Genomic DNA, 25,913 nt, shown 5'->3' with positions numbered 1-25,913 from the left:
TAGCGCAGCGTCACCAAGCCGCAGCGGCGCGCAGATCCTGTCTTCCGCGCGGCCCGGTACGGCGCCAGCGCCTCGCCCTGTCGCCTCGTGGAAGGGATCTGCATGGCGTCGATGACCTGCTCCATCCGCCGCAGCGCCGACATCGGCGCGCTCCTCACCGAACTGCACGACGACGCCCAGGACGACTTCGAGCCGTTCCTGCTCACCGCGTGGATGCCCGCCCTGTCCGCCCTGATCGGTGACGGCCACATCACCCTGGCCGCACTGGCCGACGTCCTGGACGAGCCGATGATGCGGCGCGCCGGCCGCACCGGCCAGCGCCCGTCCCGCCCGGCCTGGCACTGCCGTATCACCACCACCGCGCTCGACGGCTGGGACGAGCAGGCATGGGAGCCGCTCGCCCGCATGGTGGTCGACGTCGCCGGCATCGCGCCCGTCGACGACCCGGCCGCCTGCCGGTGGATCGCCCTGCGCACCGCCCCCGAGGCACTCGACATCGTCGCCTCCGTCATCCGCGAGGACGGCCGCTGGGCCCGCATCCACAACGACCTCGACCGCGTCCGGGCCTGCCTCCTGCAGTACAGCCCCGCCCGACACGCCACGACGACCCCCTGACGAACCCGGCGCGTTCCCCGAGCCTCTCACCACCCCTTACGAGGCCACGGCGGTCATCTCACTCGCTGCGCTCGCAGCTGTTCGCCCACCAAAACGAAAGGAAAGTCGCGCATGCGTCCGTTCCGCTCGCTCACCGTCGCCACCATCGCCACGACCGCCCTGGTGATGCCCATCACCAGCACCGCCCAGGCGGCCCCGACCCCCCAGCAGCCGCAGACCGCGATCGTGACCGCCACGTCCTGGACCGCCACGGTCACCACCAACGGCGTCCGAATCCGCTCCAACCACTCGACGAGTTCCACGATCCTCGGCCTCGCCTACCGAGGCCAGCGCTTCACCATCACCCGATCCTGGTACGGCAACGGCGCGACCTGGTACTACGGCACCAACCGGTCGACCGGAGTGCGCGGCTGGATCCACGGCGCCTACCTCTCCCACCCCGGCGGCGACACCCCCACCTGCCCCGGCTCCTGCTGACCCACCCACAACGCATCGCCGCACCCGGTCCACCCAGGAGCCGCCATCAGCACGACCGATGATCCCGAGTACGTCGAGTACCACGTCACCCCCCGCTACCTCGCCGGCTCCGGAGGAATAGGCGACCCCGCGATACGCCCCCTCCTCGACCTGGGCTGGCACCGGCACGATGACGACCTCGGCAACGTGATCGTCACCTCCCCCGACTGGAAGCTGAAAGTCGGGTTCTACGGCGACGACTACGTGCTGTGGAAGATCGCCGCCTACGACCACGACCCCTTCTACCCACCCCGCTGGATCATCACCGCCAACCAGAACACCCCCGCGGAGATCGTCGCCGGCCTCACCACCGTGTTGGCCCGCGACCACGTGGAAGGGGAGCAGCGCTACCTCTCGGGCCCTCCTTACTACTGGGCCGATGGCACCGAGCCACTGGTCGACTCGGGGTGGACCCCCGCCCCACTGGATCGTCCGACGGTGGAGTTCTCCTCTCCGGACAAGCAGGCCGGTCTCGTCATCGCCCGTGCCGTGGACGACCCGCACGCAGCGTCCAGGCTGCTGTGGGCGGGGCCGGGTGGATGGGGCACCCACGTGGAGATCACCTTCACCCCGTACACACCCACGCACCTGATCGCCGCCACCGCCGCCGCCATGGTCGACCCCACCCCCGTCACCCGGGCCCTGCGGCAGATTCCCCGACAGCTACGCGGACTGCTCCACCTCACCCCCGTCGCGGAAGCCCAGGCACCGCCGCCCCGCGCCGCAGCCGCCACTGCCCGCACCACCGCCCCCGGCTCCTCGACCGCTGCGACCACGCCCCCACCGGCCACGGTGCCACCGACCCCGCAGACCCGCCCCGCCCACCGCCGGTGATCCCCACTCCGGAGACTGCTGTTGCCAACCCCCATACCGAGGGCTGACGACGCCGTCCTCGTCGTCGGCTGCCCCGACCACCGGTACCACCTGGAACAGGTGGCCGCCCCGCTCCAGCCCGCCCTGGTGGAGACTCCCCAGAGCATCCCCCACCACGGGTGATGCGCACGCCGAGACACCGGCACCGCTCCCACGCCTGCCCCCTCCCCCCACACCTGGAGTCGCCCGCTGCCTCCCCGTTCTCCCGGTTCGGCCACCCCCGGCACCGACGCCCTCCTCTACCTCCTGTTCGCCACCATCGCGATCGCCGTCGGCGGCGGAACCCTCGCCTGGCTCGGCGGGAACACCGCCGCCGCCCTCACCGGCGAACCGTGGGCACCCTACGAGCCCACCACCGCCCTGCTGACCCCCGACCAACTGTGGCCGCATCTCCCCCGGCCAGCCCTGATTGCCGCCTGCTACGTGACCCCCGCCCTCCTCCTCGCCACCGCTACGGGCGTGGGGCTGCGGGCCTGGCAACGGTTCCGGAGCACCCCCAAGGGCCTGGCCACCCCCCGCGACCTGGCCTCCCTGCTCCCCAAGGCGAGCGCGACCAAGGCGATCAGCCTGCGCCCCAGCCTCAAGGGCACACCCCCGGACAAGGTCCCGCCGGACGACCGCGGGGTGCTGCTGGGCACCCTCGGCACCACCCGCGCGGAGGTGCGCTCCAGTTGGGAGGACGTCCTCCTCGCCATCATGGCGCCGCGCTCCGGCAAGACCAGCGGCCTGGCCATCCCCGCCATGCTCCGCGCACCCGGACCCGTCCTGCTGACCAGCAACAAGGCGGCCGGCGACGCCTACACCACCACCCTGGAGGCCCGCGCCGAAGTCGGCACGGTCTGGACTCTCGACCCGCAGCAGATCGCCCACGCACCCCAGACCATGTGGTGGGACATCCTCGCCGGCGCCCGCCGCCTGGCCGGACACTTCGTCACCGCCTCCGTGGACGATGGCAACTCCGGCGACTTCTGGTCCACCGCCGCGGCGAACACGCTCACCGCGCTGTTCCTGGCCGCCGCACGGGACCGCCGACCGATCACCGACGTACTGGCCTGGCTCGCCACCCCCGCCGACCGCACCCCCATCGACATCCTGAACGACCACCACCTCGACGCCGTCGCCGCCCAGCTCCAAGGCACGGTCGCCGGGGCCGTCGAGACCCGGGACGGCATCTACGAAACCGCGCGCCAGTACGCGGCCTGCCTCCTCGACCCCACCATCGCCACCTGGGTCACCCCCCGCGCGGACCTCCCTCAGTTCCGCCCCGCCGCCTTCGCCACCAGCCGCGACACCCTCTTCCTCCTCAGCAAGGACGGCGGCGGCTCCGCCTCCGCGATCATCGCCGCCGCGGCCGACGCCGTGATGCGCGCCGCCGTCATCCAGGCCGAACGCGACGGAGGCCGCCTCGACCCACCCCTGCTCGCGATCCTCGACGAGGCCGCCAACGTCTGCAAAATCAGCGACCTCCCGACCTGTATTCCCACCTCGGCTCGCGCGGGGTCATCCCCATCACCATCCTGCAGTCCTACCGGCAAGGCGTGAGGGTGTGGGGAGAGGCCGGAATGGACGCCCTGTGGTCCGCCGCCACCTGCAAACTCATCGGCTCCGGCATCGACGACATGGACTTCGCCGACAAACTCTCCCGCGCCGCCGGCGAACACGACGTCCCCACCGTCTCCAAATCCACCAGCGAATCCGGAAACTCCACGTCCATCTCCACGCGCCAAGAACGCGTCCTCCCACCCGACGCGGTCCGCGCGCTCCCCAAGGGAAAGGCACTCCTCCTGGCCACCGGAATCCGCCCCGCCCTCCTCGACCTGCGCCCCTGGTACAAGGAACCCGGCGCCGCCGTACTCGGCGCCGCCTCCGCCAGGGCCACCGCCGACATCACCAAGCGCGCCATCGCCAAGACCACCGATCCCGGCTTCGGGGTGGCCGCATGACCGATGCTGCCCCGGCCCCGGTCCTACGGGTGCTCTCCCTCGGCGCCGGCGTCCAGTCCACCACCCTGCTCGTCCTGGCCGCCGCCGGCGAACTGCCCCGACTGGACTACGCGATCTTCGCCGACACCGGCTGGGAACCCGCCGCCGTCTACCAGCACCTGGACCGAGTCGAGAAAGAAATCGCCCGACCCGCCGTCATCCCGATCCTGCGGGTCTCCTCCGGAAACATCCGCGACGACGCCCTGGACCCCCGACACCGATTCGCGTCCATGCCCCTGCACATCCTCAACCGCGACGGGTCACCCGGAATGACCCGACGGCAGTGCACCAGCGAATACAAGAGCAAGCCGATCAAAAAGCAGATCCGGTCCCTGCTCGGATACCCCTACCCCGCCCGAATACCCAGGGACGTCTTCGTCGAGCAGTGGATCGGCATCTCCACGGACGAGTTCCACCGCGCCAAGGACGCCGACGTCCGCTACATGCGCAACCGCTTCCCCCTCATCGAAGCCGGCCTCACCCGCGACGACTGCCTACGCATCCTCACCGAACACGGCTTCGCCTCCACCCCGAAATCGGCCTGCCTGGGCTGCCCCTACCACGGCAACGCACAGTGGCGCGCCATCCGGGACGGCTCACCCGCAGAGTGGGCCGACGTCGTCGCCTTCGACCACGCCATCCGCGCCGGCAACGCCCGCGCCAACGCCGACGGCAACCGCCTCCTCGGGCAGGCGTTCCTCCACCGCTCCCGCCTCCCCCTCGACCAGGCACCCATCGACCGCCCCACAGCCCAGGAGCGCCGCGCCCGCCAGCTCCCGCTCATCGAGGCGCACGAACTCGAGGACGGGGAGCCGGACGGGTGCTCCCCCTGGGCCTGCCGATCCGGCGCCTCCACCCAGGAGAAGTTCGGCCTTACCGCCTGATCACGCTCCCGCACCAGCCTGGCGTGCAGTGCGCAGCGGACCGACGGCACTACGTGGGGCTGTTCCCTGCGCTGCTCCGGGCCTCCTGCAGGTCCTCCTTGTGGTACTCGATCATAGAGGCGAAGTACTCCTCGAAGGTGTCGAACATGTCGACGATCTCCCCGGCGATCCACAGGATCCGTCCTGCTTCTTCATGGGGAGCGGTCACCGCGCAGAGAAGGTCCTTGTCCTCGAGGGCGACGGCGATCGGGAGCAGCGCCGTCGGGGGGTACTGGGCGTTCTCCGGGAAGCTGCAGAAGGTGTCGACGTAGCTCTCCCCCAGCCGCCAGGCGTCGCCCTGGCCGAAGTCCTCGGTGCCGAACAGTCGCAGGGAGACGTCGAAAGCGTCCCAGCCGTTGGCGTAGGTCAGGAACGTCCGGTAGCCCGGGTCGAGGGGAGCGCCGAGCCGGGCTTCGGCGGCGGCGATCTCTTCCTCCCGGGCCGCGACGCGGGGCAGGGTGTAGCGGAAGGTGGGGATCGCGCCGGTTTCGGCGATCTGCTGCTTGAGCAGGATCATCTGGCCGATGAGCGGGCCCCACTTGTCGTCCGTCGTCACGGCGTCATCGCCTCCGGCCGCTGCCATTCGACGTGCTCCCGGTGTCGTCGTCTGCTGGATCGGGTGTGGTCGTTGGGGTGGGCTGTGCCGCTGGCGCCGCCGGAGCCGCGTTGTTGGTCACCGCACCGGGTGGTCCGGCAGGCGGGCTGCCGGCTGGTGCGGGCGCGTTTCCCGTCGGCGCGGGCGTGCTCGCCGACGTTACCGGACTCCAGGTCCCGGTGGCGGTGTCATACCTCTCCGGCGTCGCCCCTGGGGAGGGCTCGAAGCGGAACTCTGTGGGCCGGTAGCCGACAGGGTACCCGCCCACCTGCCCGCCCAGGCTCGTATTCGTGGCGGGCGTCAGATCGAGCCACTCCGGCGGATCCGGGCGGCCCGTCCACGCGGTGTCGGGGACGTGGCCGGCCTGGCCGCTGTAGGGGGTGCCCGCCGCTTGGGCGCGAGCGCGCTCGTTCGCGGCCGACCGGCTCGCCTGCCGCCGCAGACGCCCCTTGGTGGAGACGCGTCCCGTCGGGGAGAGTTGGCCCGCCTCGAGGGCGCGCTGACAGCCGGCGGTGTACGCCCGAGCCTGGGCCACTTCCGTCGGCGATGCCCCCTGCGGCGGGCGGAACGTCACGGGGCCGCTCGCGCCGGAGGGCGCGGTCGGGATGGTGCCTCCCGGGGTGGCGGACGATCCCGGTGTGGTGGCGGCGCTCGACAACGACGTCGGCGCGCTCGGCGCCGGCACCGTTCCCGGCGCAGCCGCACCCGGCGTGCTGGTCGCAGTGGGAACCCCGGAGGGCCCGGACGGACCACTACCCGGCAGAGAGGTCGCGTTGGACAGGTTGGTGTTCGCGTTCTCAACGTTGTCGCGGCGGCCTCGGTTGTCGCGTAACCGCTGGGGGATGGTCTCCAGGATCTGGGCGAAGGAGTTGGTGGCGCGGGTGAAGGCGTCCTCGATGCCGCCGATGGCCTCGTCGATACGGGCGGCGGTGTCGTCGGTGCCGAGGTTCTCCCGGCTCGCGGCCACGCTGTTGGCGCGGTTAGTGGCCGCGTCGGTCGCGCGGCTGTGGGAGTTGTCCAGACGGGAGGCGGCGTAGTCGAAGTGGGCCGGGTCGTTGCTTACGCCGTTCCCGCCACTGAAGGCCGGCGAGCCAGCCCCGGAACTCCCGCTGTCCGGGCGCGGCGCCGGCAGGGCTGGGGTGGTGCCGCTGCCCGTGTCGTTGCGGTCGGGGGTGCCGTCGGGGCGGGGGGTGTCGGTGGTGCTGTCGCCCTGATTGCCGTTGTTGCCGCGTCCTCGGGTCATCAGCCACTCACCTCCGTGCCGGTGGTGTTCAGACCGCGCATGCGGTCCAGGACGCGGTTGCCGGTCGGCACCGGCACCGGCGCCTCCGCCGCAGGTTCAGCGGGTGCCTGGCCGCGCATGACGTCGGCGATCGGACTCGGCGTGGGCGCGCTCTGGGCGCTGGCCAGCGAGGTGGTGGTGCCGGAGGCGCCGGGCAGGGCGTCGGCGCCGGCCTGGTAGCCGGCGTTCGCGGCGGCGCCGACGTCGTAGCCGTCGCGCACCCCGATGGAGTTCTCCAACGCCTGGGTCAGCATCTCGGTCAGCGTCGCCTCGACCGCGGAGACCACGGCGTCGGACACGACTCCGAGGAGGGCGGCGATGACCTGGTCGAGCATCTCCTGGAGCAGTTCCCTGACGATCAGGCGGGTCGCCTGGGTGGCGGCCAGACCACCGAGGGCGGACAGGCCGAGGGTGAAGGGAGAGGCGGCGGTCGCGGCGGCGACTTCGGCGGCCAGGATGAACAACTGGCCGATCACGGAGGTCTTTCCGAACTCCACCGCCCCCGCCGCGGTGTCCAGCGCCCCGGCCACCGCACGGGCGGCCTCCGCCAACCCGGTGAAGCCCTCACCGGAGAAGCGGTCCCAGTACTCCCCGAACGCCTCCACCCCCGCGCCGCTGTTCGCCCCCACCAGCTCCGCGACGACCGCGTCGGCCTCCCCCTTCACCGACTCCAGCTCGTCCGCGTAGCCCCGGTAGGACTCCGCCATCGCGCGCAACTCGTCCTCGTTGACGTTCGGCCACGCCACACCGATCAACTCGAGGACGAACTCCAACTCCTCCGGCAGCATCACCGCCACCAACGACACCCCCCGTCGCAGGCCAGTCGCTGACTGCTCCTCAAGCATGCCACGCCCCGGGACCAACCCCACTAGGTCGACAACCGTCTCGTCGACCCACTCGACGTCATCGCCTACCTGCTAGGAGGTTTGTTTCCGACATCTCGTCACGATCCATCCGCCGTTCGCAGCGCCTCGCTGGCAGGCCGGCCGTTCGCCGACACGGCCGGTGGTGGCTGGTCACCCCGACCGGCGCCCTCCTCGCAGACGACCCCGCCTTCACGAGGGCTATCGACCGCCTCGCCGCCGACCTGGCCGCCGCCAACCAGGCGGTGGCCCAGCTCCGCAGGGAACGTCGGGACGAGCGGCGCCCCGGCGCGCGTGGAGGAGGGAAGAACCGAGGGTGAGGCCGCTGCTGCGTGCCGAGCAGGCCGTACTCGGCGCTCTGCTCTTCGCCCCGGGGCAGCTCGATCGTTTGGCCCAGTGGCTGCGGCCGGAGCACTTCTACCGGCCACAGCACGCTGCCCTGTACGCCGCGATGCTCCACCTTCGACAGAACAAGCCGGCCGCCGCACTCCCCGCAGCGGATGGCGACAGGGTGGAGTGGATCAGCGCCACCCTGGCCGAGGCCGGTACCCACACCCGCGGCCTGTTCCCGGCCTACGCGCACGCCCTGATCTCGGCGTGTCCTGATCCGCGCAATGCCCCCGTCTACGGGCGGATGGTGCTTGAGGGAGCGATCCACCGGACGGTCACCGAGCACGCCACCCGCCTGCACCAGGCCGCGCGCGCCGACCTCCTGCGCGGCGAAAGCGAGGAGACGCTGCGGCAGGTCGACATCCTCACCGAAGTACTGGCCGACCTCGCTCGCCAGTGGGGCACTCGCCCAGCCACCACGGCAGCGTCGACGAACGCCGCGCCGGCTGCGGTCTGCGAGCGGCATCGGGCCGATGAGCAGCTTCTGCTCGCGACGCTGATCGATCGCCCGGACAGTCTCGACTCGGTGGTGCGGTGGTTGCGCCCCGAGGACTTCGCCGATCGCGGGCACGGCCAGCTCTACCGGTGCCTGGCCGCACTCCACCACCGTGGTGAGCCGATCGACCCACTGACCGTGTTGTGGGAGGCGCAGCGGCGCGGCCTGTTGGCCCAGGGCGTGCTCACCGCCGATCAGGTCGACGGCATCACGCGAGGGCTGGGTGCCGGCGACGCCGACTATGTCGCAGAAGCACTCCTGCAAACGTCCTTGATCCGTACTGCGGCGAGTGCGGCGCGGAGCATTCAGGCGGCGGCCGGCGATGACGCCCTACCGCCTGGCCGGCTCATATCCGAGGCCATCGGCGCCCTTGATGCGGTCGCCGCCGTGCGTCAGCGCTGGCGGGAAGCCACCGCCGCAAGCCCACCGCCCGACTCAGTCGGCCCTGAGGCGGATACCCGGGCGCGTGCCCAAGCCGCAAAGGCCCGGGGCACTACGCCCTCCCAGCAGGCCGGACACGGTCATCCCACCGCCAAGCACAACCCTTCCGCGGCGGTGCGTGCCCGTCGCTGACTGCCTCGTCATCGACCTTCCTCGAAGGGACTTTATGGCCGCCAACCCCCATCCCCTGCTCACCGCCGTTCGCCGTCTCGCCGCCCTGCTCGACTCCCTTCCTCACCCTCACGAGACCGACCGGCTACTCGACACAGGTCCGCCGTTACCACACGGTAGGTGCGGCCGATCCGCAGCACCTTGCAGGGATACAGCCCTCGCCGCGCAAGGTCGTACCCCGTCGACCGCCCCAACCCCAGCGCCCGGTTCCCGGTTTCCAGGTCGATGACCACCGGCAGAGCCAGCACGTCGCTGACGTTCATGCCCTGCACCACCCTCATGGCGTCCCGCTCCTCCATCGCACAACTCCTATGACACAAGTCCGCTGGACTGACGCGACTCTTGTAGCATAAATGCCACAGCAACACACACATTCATGTTATTATGTAGTCATGACACGCGAAGCTTGGATGGCAGAGCTGACGGCGGCGGTGGCAGGCAGGATCCGCCGCCTCCGCAAGGAACGCGGACTGACGGGAGAGGGCCTCGCGGAAGCCTGCTCCGCCCTGGGAGTGCCGGTCCCGCGCAACGTGATCGCGAACCTCGAGACGGGGCGACGTACCACCATCGATCTCCCCGAGCTGCTGGTCCTTGCCAGAGCGCTCGAAGTTCCCCCCATCACCCTGCTCTTCCCGCTCGGTGAAACCCCAACAGTCACCGTGCTGCCCGGCTGGGACGTCCCGGTCTGGGATGCCGTGGCCTGGTTCACCGGCGAGGAACCCCTCGATGAAGCCCCACCGAAGGGATCACCCAGGGAGGTACTGGAGACCTTCCGAGCCCACGCCGACGCGGTCGCCGTCGCCATGACCTCCACCCGCCAGGCCCAGGACCGGCGCCGCCGGGCCACCACCACCCTCGACCCCGACCGCCGCGCCGCCCTGCTCGCAACCGCGGCCCAGTACGAAGAACTCGCCCTTACCGACTGCCGCGAGCTCAAAGCCGCACGAGCCGCCATGCGTCAGCGCGGCCTCACACCCCCCGCACTCCCCACCGAGTTGGCCTTCATCGACGAAACGGAGGCCGAGACCAGCTCCACCGGAGGAGACCGATGAAGGGCACTACCGGTATGGCCGTGAGGCGGTGCGCCTGCCGAGACCCGAAGACCGGCAGGAACTACTGTGCACCCGGTTCCACCCTCACCAGCCCACGGAACGGCAGCGGGCGCACAGGCCTGCCCCAGAAGGCTGTCGCGCGCAAGGAGCCGGCCTTCGACGACTGTCGCGAGCTACGAGCCTTCCGCGACCGCACACGCGCACGAGGCCTCACGCCACCCGCGGCACCAAGCGAACTCGCCTTGCTGGACACCAGCGACGACCAGGGCACCCAGCACGTCCGATAGCCGCCGCCCCCGAGCGGAGTCACGCCCGTCGTGTCGCGGCCCCGCACACCCCCTGCCAACCCGCCCACCAACAGAGACGCCACATGAAAGAACCAATACGCAAGGTCACGCACAAGGACGGGCGCACCCGGTACCGCATGGTGGTGGACGTCGGCACCACCCCCGACGGCAAACGACGCCAACTCACCCGCACCTTCGACACCAAGAAGGAAGCGCTCGCCGAACTCGCGCGCATACGCCACGAGGTCCACGCCAAGACCTTCGTCGCACCAACCCCACTGCTTCTCAACGAGCTGCTCGACACCTGGCTCAAGAGCGCCACCCGCGACGTCGAGGAGGGAACCGCGTCCAACTACATCTCCGCCCTCCTCCCTGTCCGGGCCCGCCTCGGAGACAGGAAGATCCAGGACCTCACCGAAGAGGACATTGAGGGCCTCATCGACTGGATGCTCACCAGCGGACGCCGCCGCGGCGGCAGACCCGGAACCGGCCTCGGCGTCCGGTCCGTCCGCCTCTCCCTCGGCCGCCTCCGCGCCGCACTCAACCTCGCCGTACGACGGGGCCTCGTCGTTCGCAACGTCGCCGAGCACGTCACCATCTCGCGCGACGCGAAGAAGAAGGCGGAAGCCAACCGGGCGGACCGTACGCCCTGGAACGAGGACGAGGTGAGGACCTTCCTCACCAGCACCAAGGGCCACCGCCTCTACGCCGCGATGATGCTCGCCCTCATCGCCGAACGCCCCGCCGAGGTCTGCGGAACCCGTTGGGACGAGGACGTCGACCTCGAAGGCGCGGGAACCATCGCCATCGCCAACACCCGCACCATCGTCTACGACCGCACCCAGGACAAGGGCACACGCAACAAGGTCGTGGAGAAGGACACCAAGACCCAGGCCGGCCGACGCACCCTTCCCCTGCCCGCCCCCGTCCACGCCGCCCTGACACAGTTCAGAGCCCTACAGGCCCAGGAGAAGGCCGCGGCCGGCTCCGCCTACCAGGACAGCGGCTACGTCCTCGTCGACGAACTCGGGCGGCCGTACAAGACCGACAAACTGCGCCGGGAGGCCTACAAACTCATGGCCGCCGCAGGCGTCCGCAAGGTCCGGCTCTACGACGCCCGCCACGCCACCCTCTCCTGGATGGCCAACAACGGCGTCCCCGACACCGTCGTCTCCGCCTGGGCCGGACACACCGACCTCAGCTTCACCAAACGCGTCTACGTCCACCCCGACCCCCAGAGCCTCAAGGCCGGCTCCGAGAAGCTGGGCGAACTCCTCTCCACACCATGATCAACATCGAATGTGAGAAGTTGTGAGAGGCAGCCCTCCGGAAACGATCGAGGGCCCTGTCCCACCGTGGTGAAACAAGGCCCTGACCTGCGACTTTGGAGTTGGCTCCGAGTCGGGACGGCGGGATTTGAACCCACGACCCCTTGACCCCCAGTCAAGTGCGCTACCAAACTGCGCCACGTCCCGGTGTCCGCCGAAGCGGACGACCAGAACAATACCGCATTCCCGGTGGCCGCGTGGCGGGGACGGCGTCGCCCAGGGTGGTGGTTCCGGCTGCTCCGGGACGCCCCGGGTCAGCGCTTCAGCGGGCGGAAGAGGCCCTCCTGGACGACCGAGGCGACCAGCCGGCCGGAGCGGTCGTAGAAACGGCCCTGGGCCAGGCCGCGTCCGCCGGAGCTGGAGGGGGACTCCTGCTGGTACAGCAGCCAGTCGTCCGCGCGGAAGGGGCGGTGGAACCAGACCGCGTGGTCCAGGGAGGCCATGTCGTAGCCGCGCGGGCCCCACAGCGGCTCCAGGGTGACCCGGACCGCGTCCAGCAGGGTGAGGTCGCTGGCGTAGGTCAGCGCGCACACGTGCAGCAGCGGGTCGTCGCCCAGCGCGCCCTGGGTGCGCATCCACACGGCGCTGCGCGGCTCGGCGGCGGCGACCTCCTCGGCCGTCCAGCGCAGCGGCTCGGTGTAGCGGATGTCGAAGGGGAACCGGCGGTCGATGTTGGGCGGCGGCACGGGCAGCTCGCTCTCCAGCACGTCCACCAGCGACCGCAGGGAGTCCGGATCCGGCACGTCGGGCATCGCCGCCTGCTGCTCGGCGCCCTCCTCGCCCACGTGGTACGAGGCGGTCAGGTTGAAGATGATCCGGCCGTTCTGCACGGCGACCACCCGGCGGGTGGAGAAGGAACGCCCGTCGCGCACCCGTTCCACCTGGTAGACGATCGGCACGCCCGGGATGCCCGGCCGCAGGAAGTAGGAGTGCAGCGAGTGCACCGGACGGTCCGGCTCGACGGTGCGCCCGGCGGCGACCAGCGCCTGGCCCGCCACCTGGCCGCCGAAGACGCGCTGCAACGGCGACTCCGGGCTGCGCCCGCGGAATATGTTCACCTCGATGCGTTCGAGGTCGAGCAGGTCGACGAGCTGGTCGACGGGGCTACCCATCCTGTGTGCCTGTTCCTTCCCTGTGCCGGCGGCGGACGCGCCCGGCCGTTCCGCGCCCGAGCCGGCACGCGCGCCTGTCGGGGCACCAATCCTACGCGCGAGTAACCTCCCGCGCCGGGTGACGCCCCCCACGTCGCGGCGGGGCGCCAGGGATCCCGGGCGGCCACATCGTCACGCGGTATGACGGACCCACTGCGAAGCGAGATGACCGGACGGTGCGGTGCCGCTTACGATGGCGAGGCTCTGCGGCCTTCGACAACGCTGCTGGGGGGACCATGGGCTGGCGCGAGGAGATCGCCACAGCGCTGGGGGAGCAGCTCGCCCTGGAGGGCGGGGCCCGGCGCCAGGGGCAGTGGAGGCGCCTCGGACGCGCGGTGCGCATGCGCGAGCCAGGCGTCTTCACCGTCGACACCCGCGGCATCGACGTCAATCCGGACCAGTTGGACGGCCTGCGTCTGGCCGGTGCGGATACGGACAGCCTGGATGCGGGCTTTCCGGTGTTGGAGGCTCGGCACGACGGCTCCACGCTGCGCGTTCAGGTCGCCGAATTCGCTCACCCCGACGACCCCCACCTGTGGCTCCTCGGACAACCACCCGCCTTCTTGACCAAGGCCCTGCGGGACGGCATCGCCAGGCTGTCCGAAGCGCCACTGGGCGACACGCTGGCGCGCGGTGAAATCGGTGGCGGTTTCGCGCCGCTCGATGCCCCGCCAGGCATGTCTCGCGCCCAGGCGGACGCGTACCGAGCCTGCCTGGGCAGCGGGGTTTGGCTGGTGTGGGGACCTCCGGGAACGGGAAAGACAATGGTCCTGCGGCGAGCGATCAGCGACCTGCTCGCCGCGGGACGTCGCGTCCTGCTGGTGTCGGCCACCAACGTCGCGGTGGACAACGCGCTGCTCGGAGTCCTCAAGGAGCGGCGACACCAGCCAGGCGAGATCGTCCGCGTCGGCCCGCCACACCTCCGGGAGGTTGCCGAGGATCCCCAGGTCTCGCTGCCGTTGATGATCCGCGATCGGCTCGCCCTCATCGACGAGCAGCGCCGTACCGTCGCCGATCAGCTACGAGGCATCCTCGATCGTGCCGAGGAACTGGCAACGCTGGACAGGCTGCTGGCCGACTACGCCCCAGCGACCTACGCCGATGCGAAGGCCCTGCTGGAGGCGCCCGGTCACAGTCCAGACGCGTACGCCCACACCCTCGCGGCACGCCAGCACGACGTGGAGATCGCATCGGCGGCGCTTGCCGACGCCGAGCAGGCGCTGCGGGCCGCCCGGCAGGCCGTCACGGATGCCGCCGACTCCCGTCTGATGTGGGCGCAGTTGGACGATCTGCGGGCCCAGAGCGATCGCGTCGATGAAGCGGCCGGCGAGAGCGAGAGCCTGGCTCTGCTCGCCCGCCAGGAGCTGGCCGCCGCAGAACGGGAGCTGGAAGAGCTGCAGAGTCGACCGAGCCTACTCAGGTGGCGTTCCCGCGGGGCGTTGGACGCCTGCCGGGAACGGCACGAGGCGGCACGTGCCAGGTCCACGGAAGCGGAAGAGCAGGCCCGGCGCGATCGAGCGGTCGCGGATCGGCAACGCGACAGGCTCACAGTGCGGATCGAGCAATTACGCGGCGCCATCCCCTTCAGCCAGGAGGAGATCGCCCGCCGCGACGAGAGGGCACGAAGCGCCGCGGTTGGCGTGCGCTCCGCGAAACTCGCGCACGAGCAGGCTGCCCTGCGCGTGCGGGAAGCACTCGACACCCAGGACCGTCTCACAGCCGCACGGGCCCTGGTCGCCGAGGCGGACCGCCGAGGCCAGCCGGAGCGGCACGCACGCGCGGAAAGTCTGCGCCCCCAGGTGGCAGCGGAAGCGCCCCTCCGTGCCGGCTTGGAGAAGCAGCACGAGGATCTGCAGACGCGATACGAGGCGTTCGCGCGGGACACCCAGGGCGAGATCATCAAGGGTGCCCGGCTGATCGCCACCACCCTGGCACGGTTTCGGACCAACAAGGCCGTCTTCGACGGTCCCTATGACGTCGTCCTGGTGGACGAGGTGGGTGCCGCCACCCTGCCCGAAGTACTGCTCGCCGTTTCCCGAGCCACCACCACGGCGGTGCTGCTCGGTGACTTCATGCAGTTGGGCGCGGTCATAGATTCCCAGCTGAAGGAGTCCACACGGTCCGACGTCCGGCGGTGGTTGCTGCCGAACGTCTTCCAGCACTGCGGCATCGACTCCCCAGCCGAGGCCCGCGAGCACCCGGGATGCGTCACCCTCGACACGCAGCACCGGTTCGGCCACGTCGTCACGGACCTGGCGAACCGGCTCGCCTACGACGGCGTACTTCGAGCGGGACACGGGGTTCGCGAACGCGCCACGGACGATCCCGAGGTCGTGCTCCTCGACACCGACGGTCTGCACGAGTTGGCTCAGGCCCACCTGACCGGCCGGCGTAGCGGATGGTGGCCCGCCGGGCCGCTGTTGTCCCGAGCGCTGATCGACCTCCATCGCGACGACGGGGAGGAGGTGGGTGTCGTCACGCCGTACTCCGTTCAGGCCGAGGCCACTTTGGAGGCGCTGCGCGATATCGAGGGGAATGGCGGACACCTCGCCGAAGTGGGGACCGCGCACCGCTTCCAGGGGCGGGAGTTTCCCGTCGTCGTCTTCGACACCGTGGAAGGCAGGCTGGGTGAAGGACTGTGGATGGCGCACGCCTCGCGAGCCGCCGAGGCCGGATCATGGCAGCGTGACGGGGTTCGCCTGTTCAACGTCGCTGTCACCCGTGTCCAGAACAGGCTGTACATCATCGCGAGCCGGGAGCGGGTCATGCGGGCCAGGCGTGGCACGGCACTGGCCCACGTTCGCGATCTCCTCGCCTCGAAGCGGCTACGTTCCGTTCAAGCCGCACACCTGGTCGCCCCGCCCGGTCACCATGAAGAGCTGCGCCTCGGGCCCTTCGGGGCGCGTCTCGCCGAAGTGTTGGAACGCCACGTCGAGGTCACCGAGATCAACGACGAGACTTCCTTCTACTCGACCTTCGCCACCCACCTCGAAGACGCTCAGGCGTCGATCTGGCTGTGGGCACCATGGGTCTCCTCGCGCGTGCAGTCGCTGCTCCCCGTGCTCGACAAGGCCGTACGACGAGGCGTCCGGGTCACCGTCTTCGTCAGGGATCCCAGCGACACTCTGCAGGGCACGCCCGCGTTCGCCGCACATCTCAGCGACCTGCGGGCGGTGGTACCGACCGTGGTGCCGATCAACGTCATGCACCAGAAGATCGCCGTGGTCGACGAACGGACGGTCCTGATCGGCAGCCTCAACACACTGTCCCAGCGCTGGACCCGCGAGGTCATGCTGACCATACGCGGCACGCACTTCGCCCGGCGGGTCCTGGCACACGAGCACGCCGAGGTCTTCGCCGATCCGCCACCCTGCGGGGCGTGCGGGCAGCGAGAGATCGAACTGCGAAGGCGTCGAAACGGTACCTGGTATTGGCGCTGCTACAGCGGCGTGTGCCCCGCCGGCACCGGAAACCGGGCGTGGAAGAGCGACGTCGAGCTCCGCCCGCGGCGTGGCCGTTCTGCGCGGCGGTGACCACGCATCCGCCTCCGGCCCGCGCGAAAGGGCGGCGCCGGTGAACGGGCACACCCGCCAAGGGCCGCCGGGTCAGGGTTCGTAGGCGTCGAGGTCGTCGTCGGGGCGCAGGTCGGGGTCGTCGATGTCCTCGGCGTCGAGCAGGTCGAGCTCCTCGAGGTCGGAGCGGGTCGGGGTGGGCGCGCCGGCGCCTCCGCCGGACGGGGCGGTGGAGGGGCCGGACGGGTAGGCGGGGTGGGCGGAGGGGTCGTGGGGCGGGGGGCCGAGGAGCGTCGGGGCGGAGGAGGCCGCCTGGCGTCCGGGGGTCCAGCGGGAGCGGGCGGTGCGCCAGACCTGGGCGCCGACCGGGTCGATGCCGCGGCCGGCCAGGGCGTCCCACAGGCCGGCGAGGGCGGCCTCCGGGTCGAACAGGTAGGTGCTCTCCCGGATCCGCCAGAACTGCCAGCCGGTGCGGCGCAGGTCCTGCTCCCACTCCAGCTCCTGGCGGATCTGCTCGGCGCCGCCGATCGGGCTGCGGCTGTCGCACTCCACCGCCAGCCGGCCCTGCGAGCCGATCACCACCAGGTCCAGGCGGCGTCCGCCGACCGGGTACTGCGGCACCACCCGGTAGCCGCGCTCGCGCAGCCGGACGTAGACCCGCTGCTCCAGCAGGGAGTCGAAGCGCGGGTGCGGCTGGTCCGGCAGCACCTCGCCGAGGTCGTCGTCCGCCGGAGCCGCGGCGCCCGGCGGATCCTGCATGTAGGTGATCAGCGAGGTGCGCAGGTCGTTGTCGGCCAGGGCGCCGTCGCGGATCGAGGTGAACAGCCACATCTGGTCCCGGGCGCGGGAGGCGGCCACGTTGTAGGCGCGGCGTTCCCAGGCCGCCATGCCCTGCACCCGGCGGGGCTCCACCACGACCGTGGACAGCAGCACGACGTCCCGCTCGTCGCCCTGGAAGTCCGGCGGGGTGCCGACCCGGATCTGCCGCCGCTCGCGGACGGCGGGGTCGATGCGCTGGGTGATCAGCTCGTCCAGCAGCCGCACCTGGCCGGAGCCGGCGAGCACCACGACGCCGAAGGTGCGCCCCCGGTAGGCGGGGTCGTCGATCATCCGGGCCAGCTGGTTGACGATGGCCTCCGCCTCCACCGGGTTGCGGAAGGTGGCGTCGCGGCCGACGACCCGCCCGCCGCGCACCCGTTCCACCCGCAGCGGGTCCAGCCGGTCGGTGCCGAACTGGCGCAGCGGCACCAGGGAGTCGTCGTAGAACTCGGCCGAGGACCAGGCGATGATCTCCGGCATGCAGCGGAAGTGCTCGCGCAGCCGCACCGCCTCCGAGCGGGCGGAGACCACCTCGTAGAGGTTGGCGGTGGGCCGGAACAGCTCGCGGACCTCGCGGGGCACGCCGGCCAGCCGCTCCTCCAGCCGGTCGTGGAACTCGCCGCGGTCCCGGAACAGCGCCTGCCGCGGCACGCACTGCCGGTCGTCGCCGACGACGACGGCGCGCGGGGCGAGGCCGAGCACGAACAGCGACTCCAGCCCGGCCTGGCTGGCCTCGTCCACGATGACCACGTCGAAGGAGTCCGGCCGCGCCGGCAGGGTGCGCGCCACCTGGGCCACCGGCATGACCCACGCCGGCACCGCCCCGACCGCGCCGCGCAGCGCCTCCCGGGCGGCCCGCCGGGAGTGCGCGGCCCGCTCACCGGTCTCCCGGCGGGCGGCCTCGGCGTGGATCCGGAACTCCTGGAGGGACTGCCGCTGCTCGACGGTCATCCGGCGCAGGCAGTCCAGCCAGGCCTGCTCGGCGGCCAGCTCCGCGGTGACCTGGCGGACCTGCTGGTCCAGCGCGTCCAGCTCGCCCTGGAGCCGGCTCTCGGCGCGCGGGGCCCGGTGCCGCTCGACGAACGCCAGCGCCCGCCCCCACGACCACGCGGCCTCCCACTGGGCGAGCCGCTCCTCCCACACCGGCTGCTCGGCGGTCTCCTCCAGCTCCCGGGCGAGCGCCGGGTGGCCGCGGCGCAGGGTGCGCAGCAGCTCGTCGCGCTGCCCGCGTTCGAGCTGGGTGCGGCGGGCGGTGCGCAGCGAGTCCAGGGCCCAGCGGTAGCCGGCGATGTCGCGCTGGCGCAGCGAGGTGCGGGCGGCCTCCAGTTCCATGCCGAGCTGGGCGCCGGGGGAGAGCCGGCGGATGCCGTCCTCGGCGGCGCGCAGCCAGGCCTGGGCGCGGCCGGCGTCGATGCGGCGTTCCAGCACCTCCAGGCGCTCGGTGAACGCCTCCCAGTCGTCGGGGGTGTCCAGGGCGAGCCGGACGCCGTGCGAGGCGAGCAGGCGGTCGGCGGCGTCCCGGGCGTCGACGGCGGCGCGCAGGTGCCGCAGCTGGGCGGAGCGGGCGGCGATGGTGGTGAGCTGGGCGTACATCCGGGCGGCGCCGGCGGAGGGCGGCACCTCGCCGCCGGTGGCCTCCTCGCTGGGGGTGGCCGGGAAGCCGACGCGTTCCCAGCGGTCGGCCAGCGCCCGCACCTGGAGGTCCAGGCGGAGCATCACCAGCACGGCGTCGACCTGCTCCGGGGTGCGCGGCGGGTGGCCGTCGACGGTGCAGGTGGCGAGCAGCCGTTCGGCCTCGCGCTGGGCGCCGGGGGCCAGCCAGCGGCGCAGCGTGCCGCCGGCGGCGAGGTGGTCGCGCAGCCGTTCCCCGGCCCGGGTGTACTGGGCGACGTCCGCGGCGGACAGCTCGGGGACGGAGACGTCCAGCGGGTGCAGCGAGCGGAGTTCGCCGAGGGCCTCCTCGGCGAGGTCGGCGCCGGTGATGACCTGGCGCCACAGCGGCAGCCGGGCGCCGGCGAGCAGGTCGGACAGGGCGCGGTGGCGCCAGTCGGTGAGCGGCCAGCGGGTGAGCCGGCGGGGCAGTCCGAGCGCGCCGAAGGCGTTCTCCGCGCGGTCCACCAGGGCGCGCAGTTCGGCGGCGGTGCGGGCCTCCAGGTTGGCCATGGACTCCGGGGTGCCGGCCGGGAAGCGCAGTTCGGCGCTGTCCTCGCTGCCGGCGCGGATCATCGCGGCGGCGACCTCGTCGGGGTCGGGCAGGTCCCCGGGTTCGGGCAGCCGGCCGGCGGCGGCGTTGCCGGAGAGCATCGGGTCGCGCAGCAGGGCGCGCAGCCGAGCGGCGTCGGCGGCGGTCAGCGGGGGCGCGTCCGGGGCGGGTTCGCCGCCGTACTCGGGCAGCGGCGGCATCCAGCCGAGCTCCGCGCGGCGGGCCTCGACGGCCTCGACGACGTCGGCGAGCACCCCGCGGTAGCCGGGGGCGACCTCGCCGCGGTCGGTGGTCTCCGCCTCGCGGATGGCGAGCAGGCCGCGCAGCGCCTCGGAGCGGCGCTGCAGGAAGGCCTGGCGGCGGCCGCGCAGGGCGGCGATGTGCTGGCGGATCAGGTCGGGGTTGGAGGCGGCCACCCGGTCGGCGAGGGCGGCCAGGCCGCTGGCGACGGGGTCGTCGCCGGCGTGGTGGTCGTCGGCGAGGACGACGCACAGCTCGCGGATGGGTTCCGGCAGTTTGTCCCGGAGCACCTTCAGGGAGTGGCTCTTGCGGGCGGTGACCAGCACCCGGTTGCCCTCGGCGAGCAGCGCGGAGAGCACGTTGGCGATGGTGTGGGTCTTGCCGGTGCCGGGCGGGCCCTGGACGACGACGCTGTGCTCGGTGGCCAGGCGGGCGGCGACGGTGCGCTGCTCGGCGTTGGTGGGCAGGGGCAGCAGCGGCCCGTCGGCGGATCCGGCGACGCCGTCCAGGGCGGGGGTGACGCGCCGTCCGGAGGCGGTGGTCCAGGCCGCGGCGGTGGACTCGTCGACGCTGGTGACGAGCTGGGCGAGGCCGAGCGGGGCGACGGCGCCGGGCGCGGTGAGCGCGCGGTGCAGTCCGCCGTGGAAGGCGACGGACTCGGTGCCGCGGCGTTCCCGCAGGATCAGCGCGGGGCTGAGGGTGAGCAGCGGGGCGCCGGTCCCGTCGCCGGCGGGATGGTCGCCGCTCGGAGGGGCCGGTTCGGCCGGGCCGCGCTCGGTGAGCCGGTGCTCGGTGCCGGGCAGCGGGTACCAGGCGCGCAGCAGTTCCAGGACGTCCTCGCCGAGCGGGTGTCCGCTGGAGGCGTCCAGCGCGGCGGCGGTGCGCCGGCCGGCCTCCGCGTCGAAGCCGGGCAGGTGGGCGAGGAAGTCGGCGTCCTCGGTGACCGCGGCGGTGCCGGCGAACAGGCCGACGGTGATGGCGGCGCTCGCCGGATCCACCTGGATCCAGGCCGGGCGGGTGAGCAGGTGCCGCCGGATGACCTCGCCGTCGGCGGTGCGGTGGGTGAGCAGTCCCACGCCGAGGACGAGTTCGTAGACGTCGTCCTGGGCGACGGCCTTGCGGGCCATCCGGGCGAGGGTGTTGTACAGCTCGGCGACCGGGCCGGGCTCTCCCCGGCGGGCTGCGGTGCGCTGACCGGGCAGGGCGCCGGGCGGCAGGGTGCGGCCGATGGTGGGGGCGAGCGCGCCCGCCGTCCGGCCGTCGTCCTCGGCCGGTTCGCCGCCGTCGGCCGGACCGCCGGGGCCGTCGCCGGCCGGACCGCCGCCCTCGCGCCCGGCGGCGGCCGGGGCCGGGGTAGCGGGGTCGGCGTCGGCCGCCGCCGGGTCACCGGGGCGCTGGTAGGGGAGCTCCAGCAGCAGCCCGTCGGGGCGGGCCTGCGGGCGGGGCACCACGCCGTCCAGGTCGGCGAGCCAGAGCAGGTCGCGGTGGACCAGGCAGTCGTGGACGGTTGGCCCGGACGCCGCCACGGCGTCCCGCACCAGGGCGATCAGCCCCGCGGTGGCACGCACCACCGCGGGGCTGCTCGCCGGGTTGGCTGCCGGCTCGCGCACCCGCGCCCCTCCCTCTGCGGGCGCCCGTGGCACCCCTCGATGTCCGACCGTCCCTCGACGGCCCGTCGGTTCCGCCCCGGCCGACGCCGCCCGAGCCGTTCCCTGGCTTCAGCATCTGACGTTCGGCCACCGATAAGCAACACCGTTCCGGACCTTCGCGATCATCTCAGCCCGGGCTTCGGTCGACTCCGAACGCCGCGCCGCGCCGACGGGGTGACGCGGCGTCACCGTCGAGGGAGCGTTCCGTCAGGGGGCGGGGGGCGCGTCGCCGTCCGCGTGGACCAGGATCACGTCCAGCCGGCGCGGGCCGTGCACGCCCTCGACCCGGTCCAGCTCGATGTCGCTGGTGGCCGACGGCCCCGAGATCCAGGTGAGCGGGCGGGTCGGGTCGAGGACGGCGAGGGCCTGCGGCACGGACGCCACCACCTGGTCGGCCCGCACCACGCACACGTGGTGGTCCGGGATGAGGGTGAGCACGCGCCGCCCCTGGCCGGCGGAGGCGTCCAGCACGATGGTGCCGGTCTCGGCGACCGCCACCGCGCAGCCGGTGAGCACGGCGTCCACCGCGTCCAGCCGTTCGGCGCCGAGCGGCCGGCCGGCCGGGTCGTCGCGCAGCACCTCGACGCCGTCGCCCAGCTCGGCCAGCCACTCCTCGGGCAGCCCGGGCGGCACGACGCAGCTGGCGCTGCCCCGTTCGGCGAGCAGCCGGGCGACGGTGGCCGCGACGGCCCCCGGGGTGGCCGGGTGGACGCTGGCCCGGTAGTCCACCAGGTTCTCGTGCAGCACCGCGAGGCGGCGCGCCGGGTCGTCGTCGAGGTGGCTGCGCCGGTAGTCGCGGGAGACCGGGACGTCCTCGGGGCGCTCGGTGGCGGGGACGTCCCGCAGCGCCGCGCGGACCCGGGCGAGCACGGCGGCCCGGGAGCCGCTGCCGGCGCCGCCGGGCGTGCGGGGCTGGGTGGACGGTGTGCGGGGCGTGGTCACTTCCGCTCCTCCGGCGCGCTGGTGGGGGTGGTGCTCGGGGTGTCCCCCGACGCGGGGGCGTTCCCGGCCTCGGGGGTCTGCCCGGCCTCGGGGGTGGGCCGGGCGGGCGCGGCCGGAGCGGCCGGAGCGCCCTCGCCGGCGGCGGAGCGGCGCGCCCACCAGTCGCGGAACGACTCGTCGGGGAACTGCGGCAGGTCGCGGGTGTCCGTCCAGGCCGCGCCGGGTCCGGGCAGCCGGCCGGGGTGCAGCCGGCGGGTGGCGATCCCGGCCCGCTGGGCGGCGCCGAGCAGCCGGGGGCTGTCCAACAGGGTGCGGGCGGCGCGCATGGCGACCCGTTCGGCGAGGTGGCCCTTGGCCCGGGGGTGTTCGGCGTCGCCCTGCACCACCCGCTCCCGCAGGTGGACGAGGACCTCGGGGATGTCGATGGCGACGGGGCAGACCTCGTAGCAGGCGCCGCAGAGCGAGGAGGCGTAGGGCAGCGAGGCGTCCAGCGGGTCCGCGGTGCCGCGCAGCTGCGGGGTGAGGATCGCGCCGATCGGGCCGGGGTAGACCGAGCCGTAGGCGTGGCCGCCGGCCCGCTCGTAGACCGGGCAGACGTTCAGGCAGGCGGAGCAGCGGATGCAGCGCAGCGCCTGCCGGCCCACGGTGTCGGCCAGGGTGTCGGTGCGGCCGTTGTCCAGCAGCACCAGGTGGAAGGTGCCGGGGCCGTCGCCCGCGCCGTCCGCCGCGGTGGTGCCGGTCCAGGTGGAGGTGTAGGGGTTCATCCGCTCACCGGTGGAGGAGCGGGGCAGGAGCTGGAGGAAGACCTCCAGGTCGGCCCAGGTGGGCACGATCTTCTCGATGCCGACGACGGAGATCAGGGTCTCCGGCAGGGTCAGGCACATCCGGCCGTTGCCCTCGGACTCCACGACGACGGCCGTGCCGGTCTCGGCGACCAGGAAGTTGGCGCCGGAGATCGCCACCTTGCTGCTGAGGAAGCGTTCCCGCAGGTGGCGCCGGGCGGCGGCGGCCAGGTCCGCGGGCTCGTCGGTGAGGTCGTCGGGCGCCGGACGGCCCCACTCCCCCATCCGGTCGCGGAAGATCTCGCGCACCTCGGAGCGGTTGCGGTGGATCGCGGGGACCAGGATGTGCGAGGGGCGGTCGTCGCCGAGCTGCACGATCAGCTCGGCCAGGTCGGTCTCGTAGGCGGTGATGCCCGCCTCGGCCAGCGCCTCGTTGAGCCCGATCTCCTGGGTGGCCATCGACTTCACCTTGATGACGTCGCGCTCGCCGGTGGCCCGCACCAGGTCGGTGACGATCCGGTTGGCCTCGGCGGCGTCGGCGGCCCAGTGCACCGTGCCGCCGGCCGCGATCACCGCGGCCTCGACCTGCTCCAGGTAGGTGTCCAGGTGGCGGAGGGTGCGTTCCTTGATCTGCTTGCCGGCGCGGCGGAGCTCGGCCCAGTCGTCGAGTTCCGCCACGACGGCGGCGCGCTTGCCGCGGATGGTGCCGGTGGCCTTGCGCAGGTTGTGGCGCAGCTGGGCGTTCCCGGTGGCCTCCCGGGCGGCCTTGGGGAAGGTCGGGAAGGCGGGCATGCCGAGGTCGACGGGGGTGCTGCGGACGGAGCGGGTCACCGGCTGCCTCCTCGGGCGGTGGTGGACGCGGGGGCGCAGGCCGCGGCGGGGGCGCAGTCCGCCGCGGGGGCACAGGGGGCGCCGGCGGCCCGGGCGCCGGCGGCGGCCGGTGCCGAGGACGGGTCCGCGGGCTCGGACTCGGTGGACGCCAGGATCTCGGCGAGGTGCATCACCCGCACCCCGGCGCGCTGCCGGTTGAGGGTGCCGCCGATGTGCATCAGGCAGGAGTTGTCGGCGGCGCACAGCACCTCGGCGCCGGTGGCGATGGTGTGCCGGGCCTTGTCCGTGCCCATCGCGGCGGAGACGTCGGGGTTCTTCAGCGCGAAGGTGCCGCCGAAGCCGCAGCACTGCTCCTTCTCCGGCAGCTCCAGCAGGGTCAGCCCGCGCACCGCGCGCAGCAGCCGGAGCGGGCGGTCGCCGACGCCGAGCATCCGGGAGGAGTGGCAGGTCGGGTGGTAGGTCACCCGGTGCGGGAAGTAGGCGCCGACGTCGGTGACGCCGAGCACGTCCAACAGGAACTCGCTGAGCTCGTAGGTCTTCGGCACCACCGGGTCGAGGTGGGCGGCGAGGGCCTCGCCGCGGCCCTCGTCCCGGGCGCGTCGGCCGAGGCGGGGGTAGTTGTCGCGGACCATGGCGGCGCACGAGCCGGAGGGCACCACGATCGCGTCGTAGTCCGCGAAGGTGTCCGCGTAGCGCCGGGCCAGCGGCTCGGCGTCGTGCCGGTAGCCGGTGTTGTAGTGCATCTGGCCGCAGCAGGTCTGGGCGGCGGGGAAGTCCACCTCGACGCCGAGGCGCTCCAGCAGGCGCACGGTGGCGCGTCCCGTGCCGGGATAGAGGGTGTCGTTGACGCAGGTGAGGAAGAGTCCCACGCGCATGCGGTGCGTCCTTCCGGTGGTCGCCGGTCAGTGGGGGGCCGTGGGCCGTGTGGTCTGACCACAGAACTGTAGCGTGTGGTCAGACCACATCACAGTAGCGTGGGCCACTCGGGCGTCCGGCCCGCACCCGCGCCGGCGGCTCAGCTGGCCCGGGTCATCTCCAGCAGGCGCTGGCACAGGTCCAGGGCCTGGTCCACGTTCTCCGCCGGGCTCCCCAGCTCCACGCAGGCGTGGTCGATCCCGGCCTCGTCGCGGGCCCGGGCGAGGAAGTCGACGACGTCGCGCAGCGTCGCCCCGGGGAGCGGGACGACCCGCAGCACGGCGCCGAGCGAGGCCGGGTCGCGCCCGGCCCGCTCCGCCTCCGCGCGGATCCGGCGCAGCGGTTCGCCGATCGCCGCGGCGGGATCGACGTCGCCAGGCACGGTCACCACCGGCAGCCATCCGTCGGCCCGCAGCGCGACCCGGCGGGTCGCCGCCGGCGCGGACCCGGCCAGGTACACCGGCGGCCGGGGACGCCGGGCCGGCCACAGGGCGACATGGGTGGGCGGCACGTCCCAGAACCGTCCCCGGTGCCGGACGGGCACGCCGGGCTCGGCCGACCAGAACGCGTCGAGCACCTCCAGGCACTCCTCCAGCCGGGCGCCGCGCTCCCGCATCGGCACGCCGGCGGCCCGGTACTCCTCGGGGGACCAGCCGGTGCCGAAGCCGACCAGCAGGCGGCCGTCGCTGAGCTGGTCGATGCTGGTCAGCGAGCGGGCGAGGGCGACCGGCGGGTACCAGGGCGCGTTCAGCACGCCGCTGCCCAGCTCCACCCGCCCGGTGACCGCGGCGGCGGCGGCGAGCAGCGCGAACGGGTCCAGCACGGAGTGGAACGAGCGCGGGATGGTGGCGCCGCCGGCGTAGCCGACGGTGGGTTCGGCCGGCGCCAGCAGACGGTCGCCGACCCACAGGCTGTCCGCGCCGAGGCGCTCGGCCTCCCGGGCGAACCGGGTCACCTGCCCCGCCTGGTGGGCCAGCGTGCCGAACTGGGGAAGCGTGAAGCCGACGCGCATCGTGGGAACTCCTCCTCGGTCACCGGACGGCGCCAGGACCGGG

19 protein-coding genes, 1 tRNA gene and 1 pseudogene are annotated in these 25,913 nt (G+C 72.9%); 10 read left to right on the top strand and 11 right to left on the bottom strand.

Annotated elements, in window-relative coordinates; all coding sequences use genetic code 11:
* Positions 1-102 precede the first annotated feature (102 nt).
* From FHU37_RS01915 to FHU37_RS01890, 6 genes and pseudogenes are all read left to right on the top strand, one after another.
* Entirely contained in the window at positions 103-615 is a 513-nt protein-coding gene (locus FHU37_RS01915) for a hypothetical protein (RefSeq protein WP_179812478.1), read from the top strand.
* Positions 616-726: 111 nt separating this feature from the next.
* Complete coding sequence (locus FHU37_RS01910) at positions 727-1,092, top strand: SH3 domain-containing protein (protein ID WP_179812477.1); 366 nt, start codon at positions 727-729, stop codon at positions 1,090-1,092.
* A gap of 186 nt (positions 1,093-1,278) precedes the next feature.
* Positions 1,279-1,965 carry an SPDY domain-containing protein gene (locus FHU37_RS28830; RefSeq protein WP_179812476.1) on the top strand — a complete coding sequence of 229 codons (687 nt, stop codon included), beginning with the start codon at positions 1,279-1,281 and terminating at the stop codon, positions 1,963-1,965.
* A gap of 21 nt (positions 1,966-1,986) precedes the next feature.
* Complete coding sequence (locus FHU37_RS01900; RefSeq protein ID WP_179812475.1) at positions 1,987-2,127, top strand: hypothetical protein; 141 nt, start codon at positions 1,987-1,989, stop codon at positions 2,125-2,127.
* Positions 2,128-2,193: 66 nt separating this feature from the next.
* Positions 2,194-3,947 (top strand): annotated as a pseudogene (locus FHU37_RS01895) (type IV secretory system conjugative DNA transfer family protein).
* Between the two features lie 65 nt (positions 3,948-4,012).
* Complete coding sequence (locus FHU37_RS01890; RefSeq protein WP_179815959.1) at positions 4,013-4,870, top strand: adenine nucleotide alpha hydrolase family protein; 858 nt, start codon at positions 4,013-4,015, stop codon at positions 4,868-4,870.
* Positions 4,871-4,919: 49 nt separating this feature from the next.
* On the opposite strand, the gene FHU37_RS01885 is transcribed toward FHU37_RS01890, so the two are convergent.
* Genes FHU37_RS01885 through FHU37_RS01875 form a run of 3 tightly spaced genes read right to left on the bottom strand, consistent with a single transcriptional unit; the run spans position 4,920 to position 7,574 of the window.
* Positions 4,920-5,465 carry an SMI1/KNR4 family protein gene (locus tag FHU37_RS01885; protein WP_179812474.1) on the bottom strand — a complete coding sequence of 182 codons (546 nt, stop codon included), beginning with the start codon at positions 5,463-5,465 and terminating at the stop codon, positions 4,920-4,922.
* Between the two features lie 4 nt (positions 5,466-5,469).
* The gene (locus tag FHU37_RS01880; RefSeq protein WP_179812473.1) at positions 5,470-6,747 is read right to left on the bottom strand and encodes a hypothetical protein; all 1,278 of its coding nucleotides are present in this window, start codon (positions 6,745-6,747) and stop codon (positions 5,470-5,472) included.
* Complete coding sequence (locus FHU37_RS01875; RefSeq protein ID WP_376774007.1) at positions 6,747-7,574, bottom strand: WXG100 family type VII secretion target; 828 nt, start codon at positions 7,572-7,574, stop codon at positions 6,747-6,749. The genes FHU37_RS01880 and FHU37_RS01875 overlap by 1 nt, the downstream gene beginning before the upstream one ends.
* Before the next feature lie 391 nt (positions 7,575-7,965).
* Here FHU37_RS01875 and FHU37_RS01870 point away from each other — a divergent pair, with 391 nt between their 5' ends.
* Entirely contained in the window at positions 7,966-9,108 is a 1,143-nt protein-coding gene (locus FHU37_RS01870) for a DnaB-like helicase N-terminal domain-containing protein (RefSeq protein WP_179812471.1), read from the top strand.
* 59 nt (positions 9,109-9,167) lie between these two features.
* On the opposite strand, the gene FHU37_RS01865 is transcribed toward FHU37_RS01870, so the two are convergent.
* The gene (locus FHU37_RS01865) at positions 9,168-9,446 is read right to left on the bottom strand and encodes a hypothetical protein (protein ID WP_179812172.1); all 279 of its coding nucleotides are present in this window, start codon (positions 9,444-9,446) and stop codon (positions 9,168-9,170) included.
* 93 nt (positions 9,447-9,539) lie between these two features.
* Here FHU37_RS01865 and FHU37_RS01860 point away from each other — a divergent pair, with 93 nt between their 5' ends.
* The gene (locus tag FHU37_RS01860; protein ID WP_179812470.1) at positions 9,540-10,199 is read left to right on the top strand and encodes a helix-turn-helix domain-containing protein; all 660 of its coding nucleotides are present in this window, start codon (positions 9,540-9,542) and stop codon (positions 10,197-10,199) included.
* 370 nt (positions 10,200-10,569) lie between these two features.
* Entirely contained in the window at positions 10,570-11,775 is a 1,206-nt protein-coding gene (locus tag FHU37_RS01855) for a site-specific integrase (protein WP_179812469.1), read from the top strand.
* Between the two features lie 112 nt (positions 11,776-11,887).
* Here the strand turns inward: FHU37_RS01855 and FHU37_RS01850 are convergent.
* Together FHU37_RS01850 and FHU37_RS01845 are read right to left on the bottom strand one after the other, a co-directional pair.
* A tRNA-Pro gene (locus FHU37_RS01850) sits at positions 11,888-11,961 on the bottom strand.
* Positions 11,962-12,068: 107 nt separating this feature from the next.
* Positions 12,069-12,926, bottom strand: coding sequence for an acyl-CoA thioesterase (locus tag FHU37_RS01845; RefSeq protein WP_179812468.1), 858 nt, complete (start codon positions 12,924-12,926; stop codon positions 12,069-12,071).
* Between the two features lie 275 nt (positions 12,927-13,201).
* Here FHU37_RS01845 and FHU37_RS01840 point away from each other — a divergent pair, with 275 nt between their 5' ends.
* Positions 13,202-16,498 carry an AAA domain-containing protein gene (locus tag FHU37_RS01840; RefSeq protein ID WP_179812467.1) on the top strand — a complete coding sequence of 1,099 codons (3,297 nt, stop codon included), beginning with the start codon at positions 13,202-13,204 and terminating at the stop codon, positions 16,496-16,498.
* Positions 16,499-16,570: 72 nt separating this feature from the next.
* Here FHU37_RS01840 and FHU37_RS01835 read toward each other — a convergent pair whose 3' ends face one another.
* The 5 genes from FHU37_RS01835 to FHU37_RS01815 form a co-directional block, all read right to left on the bottom strand.
* Positions 16,571-21,349 (bottom strand): PDDEXK-like endonuclease domain-containing protein, encoded by a 4,779-nt coding sequence (locus FHU37_RS01835; RefSeq protein ID WP_179812466.1) that lies wholly within the window; start codon positions 21,347-21,349, stop codon positions 16,571-16,573.
* Between the two features lie 246 nt (positions 21,350-21,595).
* Entirely contained in the window at positions 21,596-22,330 is a 735-nt protein-coding gene (locus FHU37_RS01830; protein ID WP_179812465.1) for a LutC/YkgG family protein, read from the bottom strand.
* Positions 22,327-23,904, bottom strand: a complete 1,578-nt coding sequence (locus tag FHU37_RS01825) for a lactate utilization protein B (protein ID WP_179815958.1) — start codon at positions 23,902-23,904, stop codon at positions 22,327-22,329. Before FHU37_RS01825 ends, FHU37_RS01830 begins: the two co-directional genes overlap by 4 nt.
* 35 nt (positions 23,905-23,939) lie before the next feature.
* Positions 23,940-24,818: a (Fe-S)-binding protein gene (locus tag FHU37_RS01820; protein ID WP_179812464.1), complete on the bottom strand. Its 879-nt coding sequence runs from the start codon at positions 24,816-24,818 to the stop codon at positions 23,940-23,942.
* A gap of 140 nt (positions 24,819-24,958) precedes the next feature.
* Positions 24,959-25,870 carry a TIGR03619 family F420-dependent LLM class oxidoreductase gene (locus tag FHU37_RS01815; RefSeq protein ID WP_179812463.1) on the bottom strand — a complete coding sequence of 304 codons (912 nt, stop codon included), beginning with the start codon at positions 25,868-25,870 and terminating at the stop codon, positions 24,959-24,961.
* Between the last annotated feature and the right edge of the window lie 43 nt (positions 25,871-25,913).

It is taken from the genome of Allostreptomyces psammosilenae (assembly GCF_013407765.1).
Classification (GTDB): domain Bacteria; phylum Actinomycetota; class Actinomycetes; order Streptomycetales; family Streptomycetaceae; genus Allostreptomyces; species Allostreptomyces psammosilenae.
Note: the sequence above shows the minus strand (reverse complement) of the source record. Positions and strands in the feature narration are given on the sequence as shown.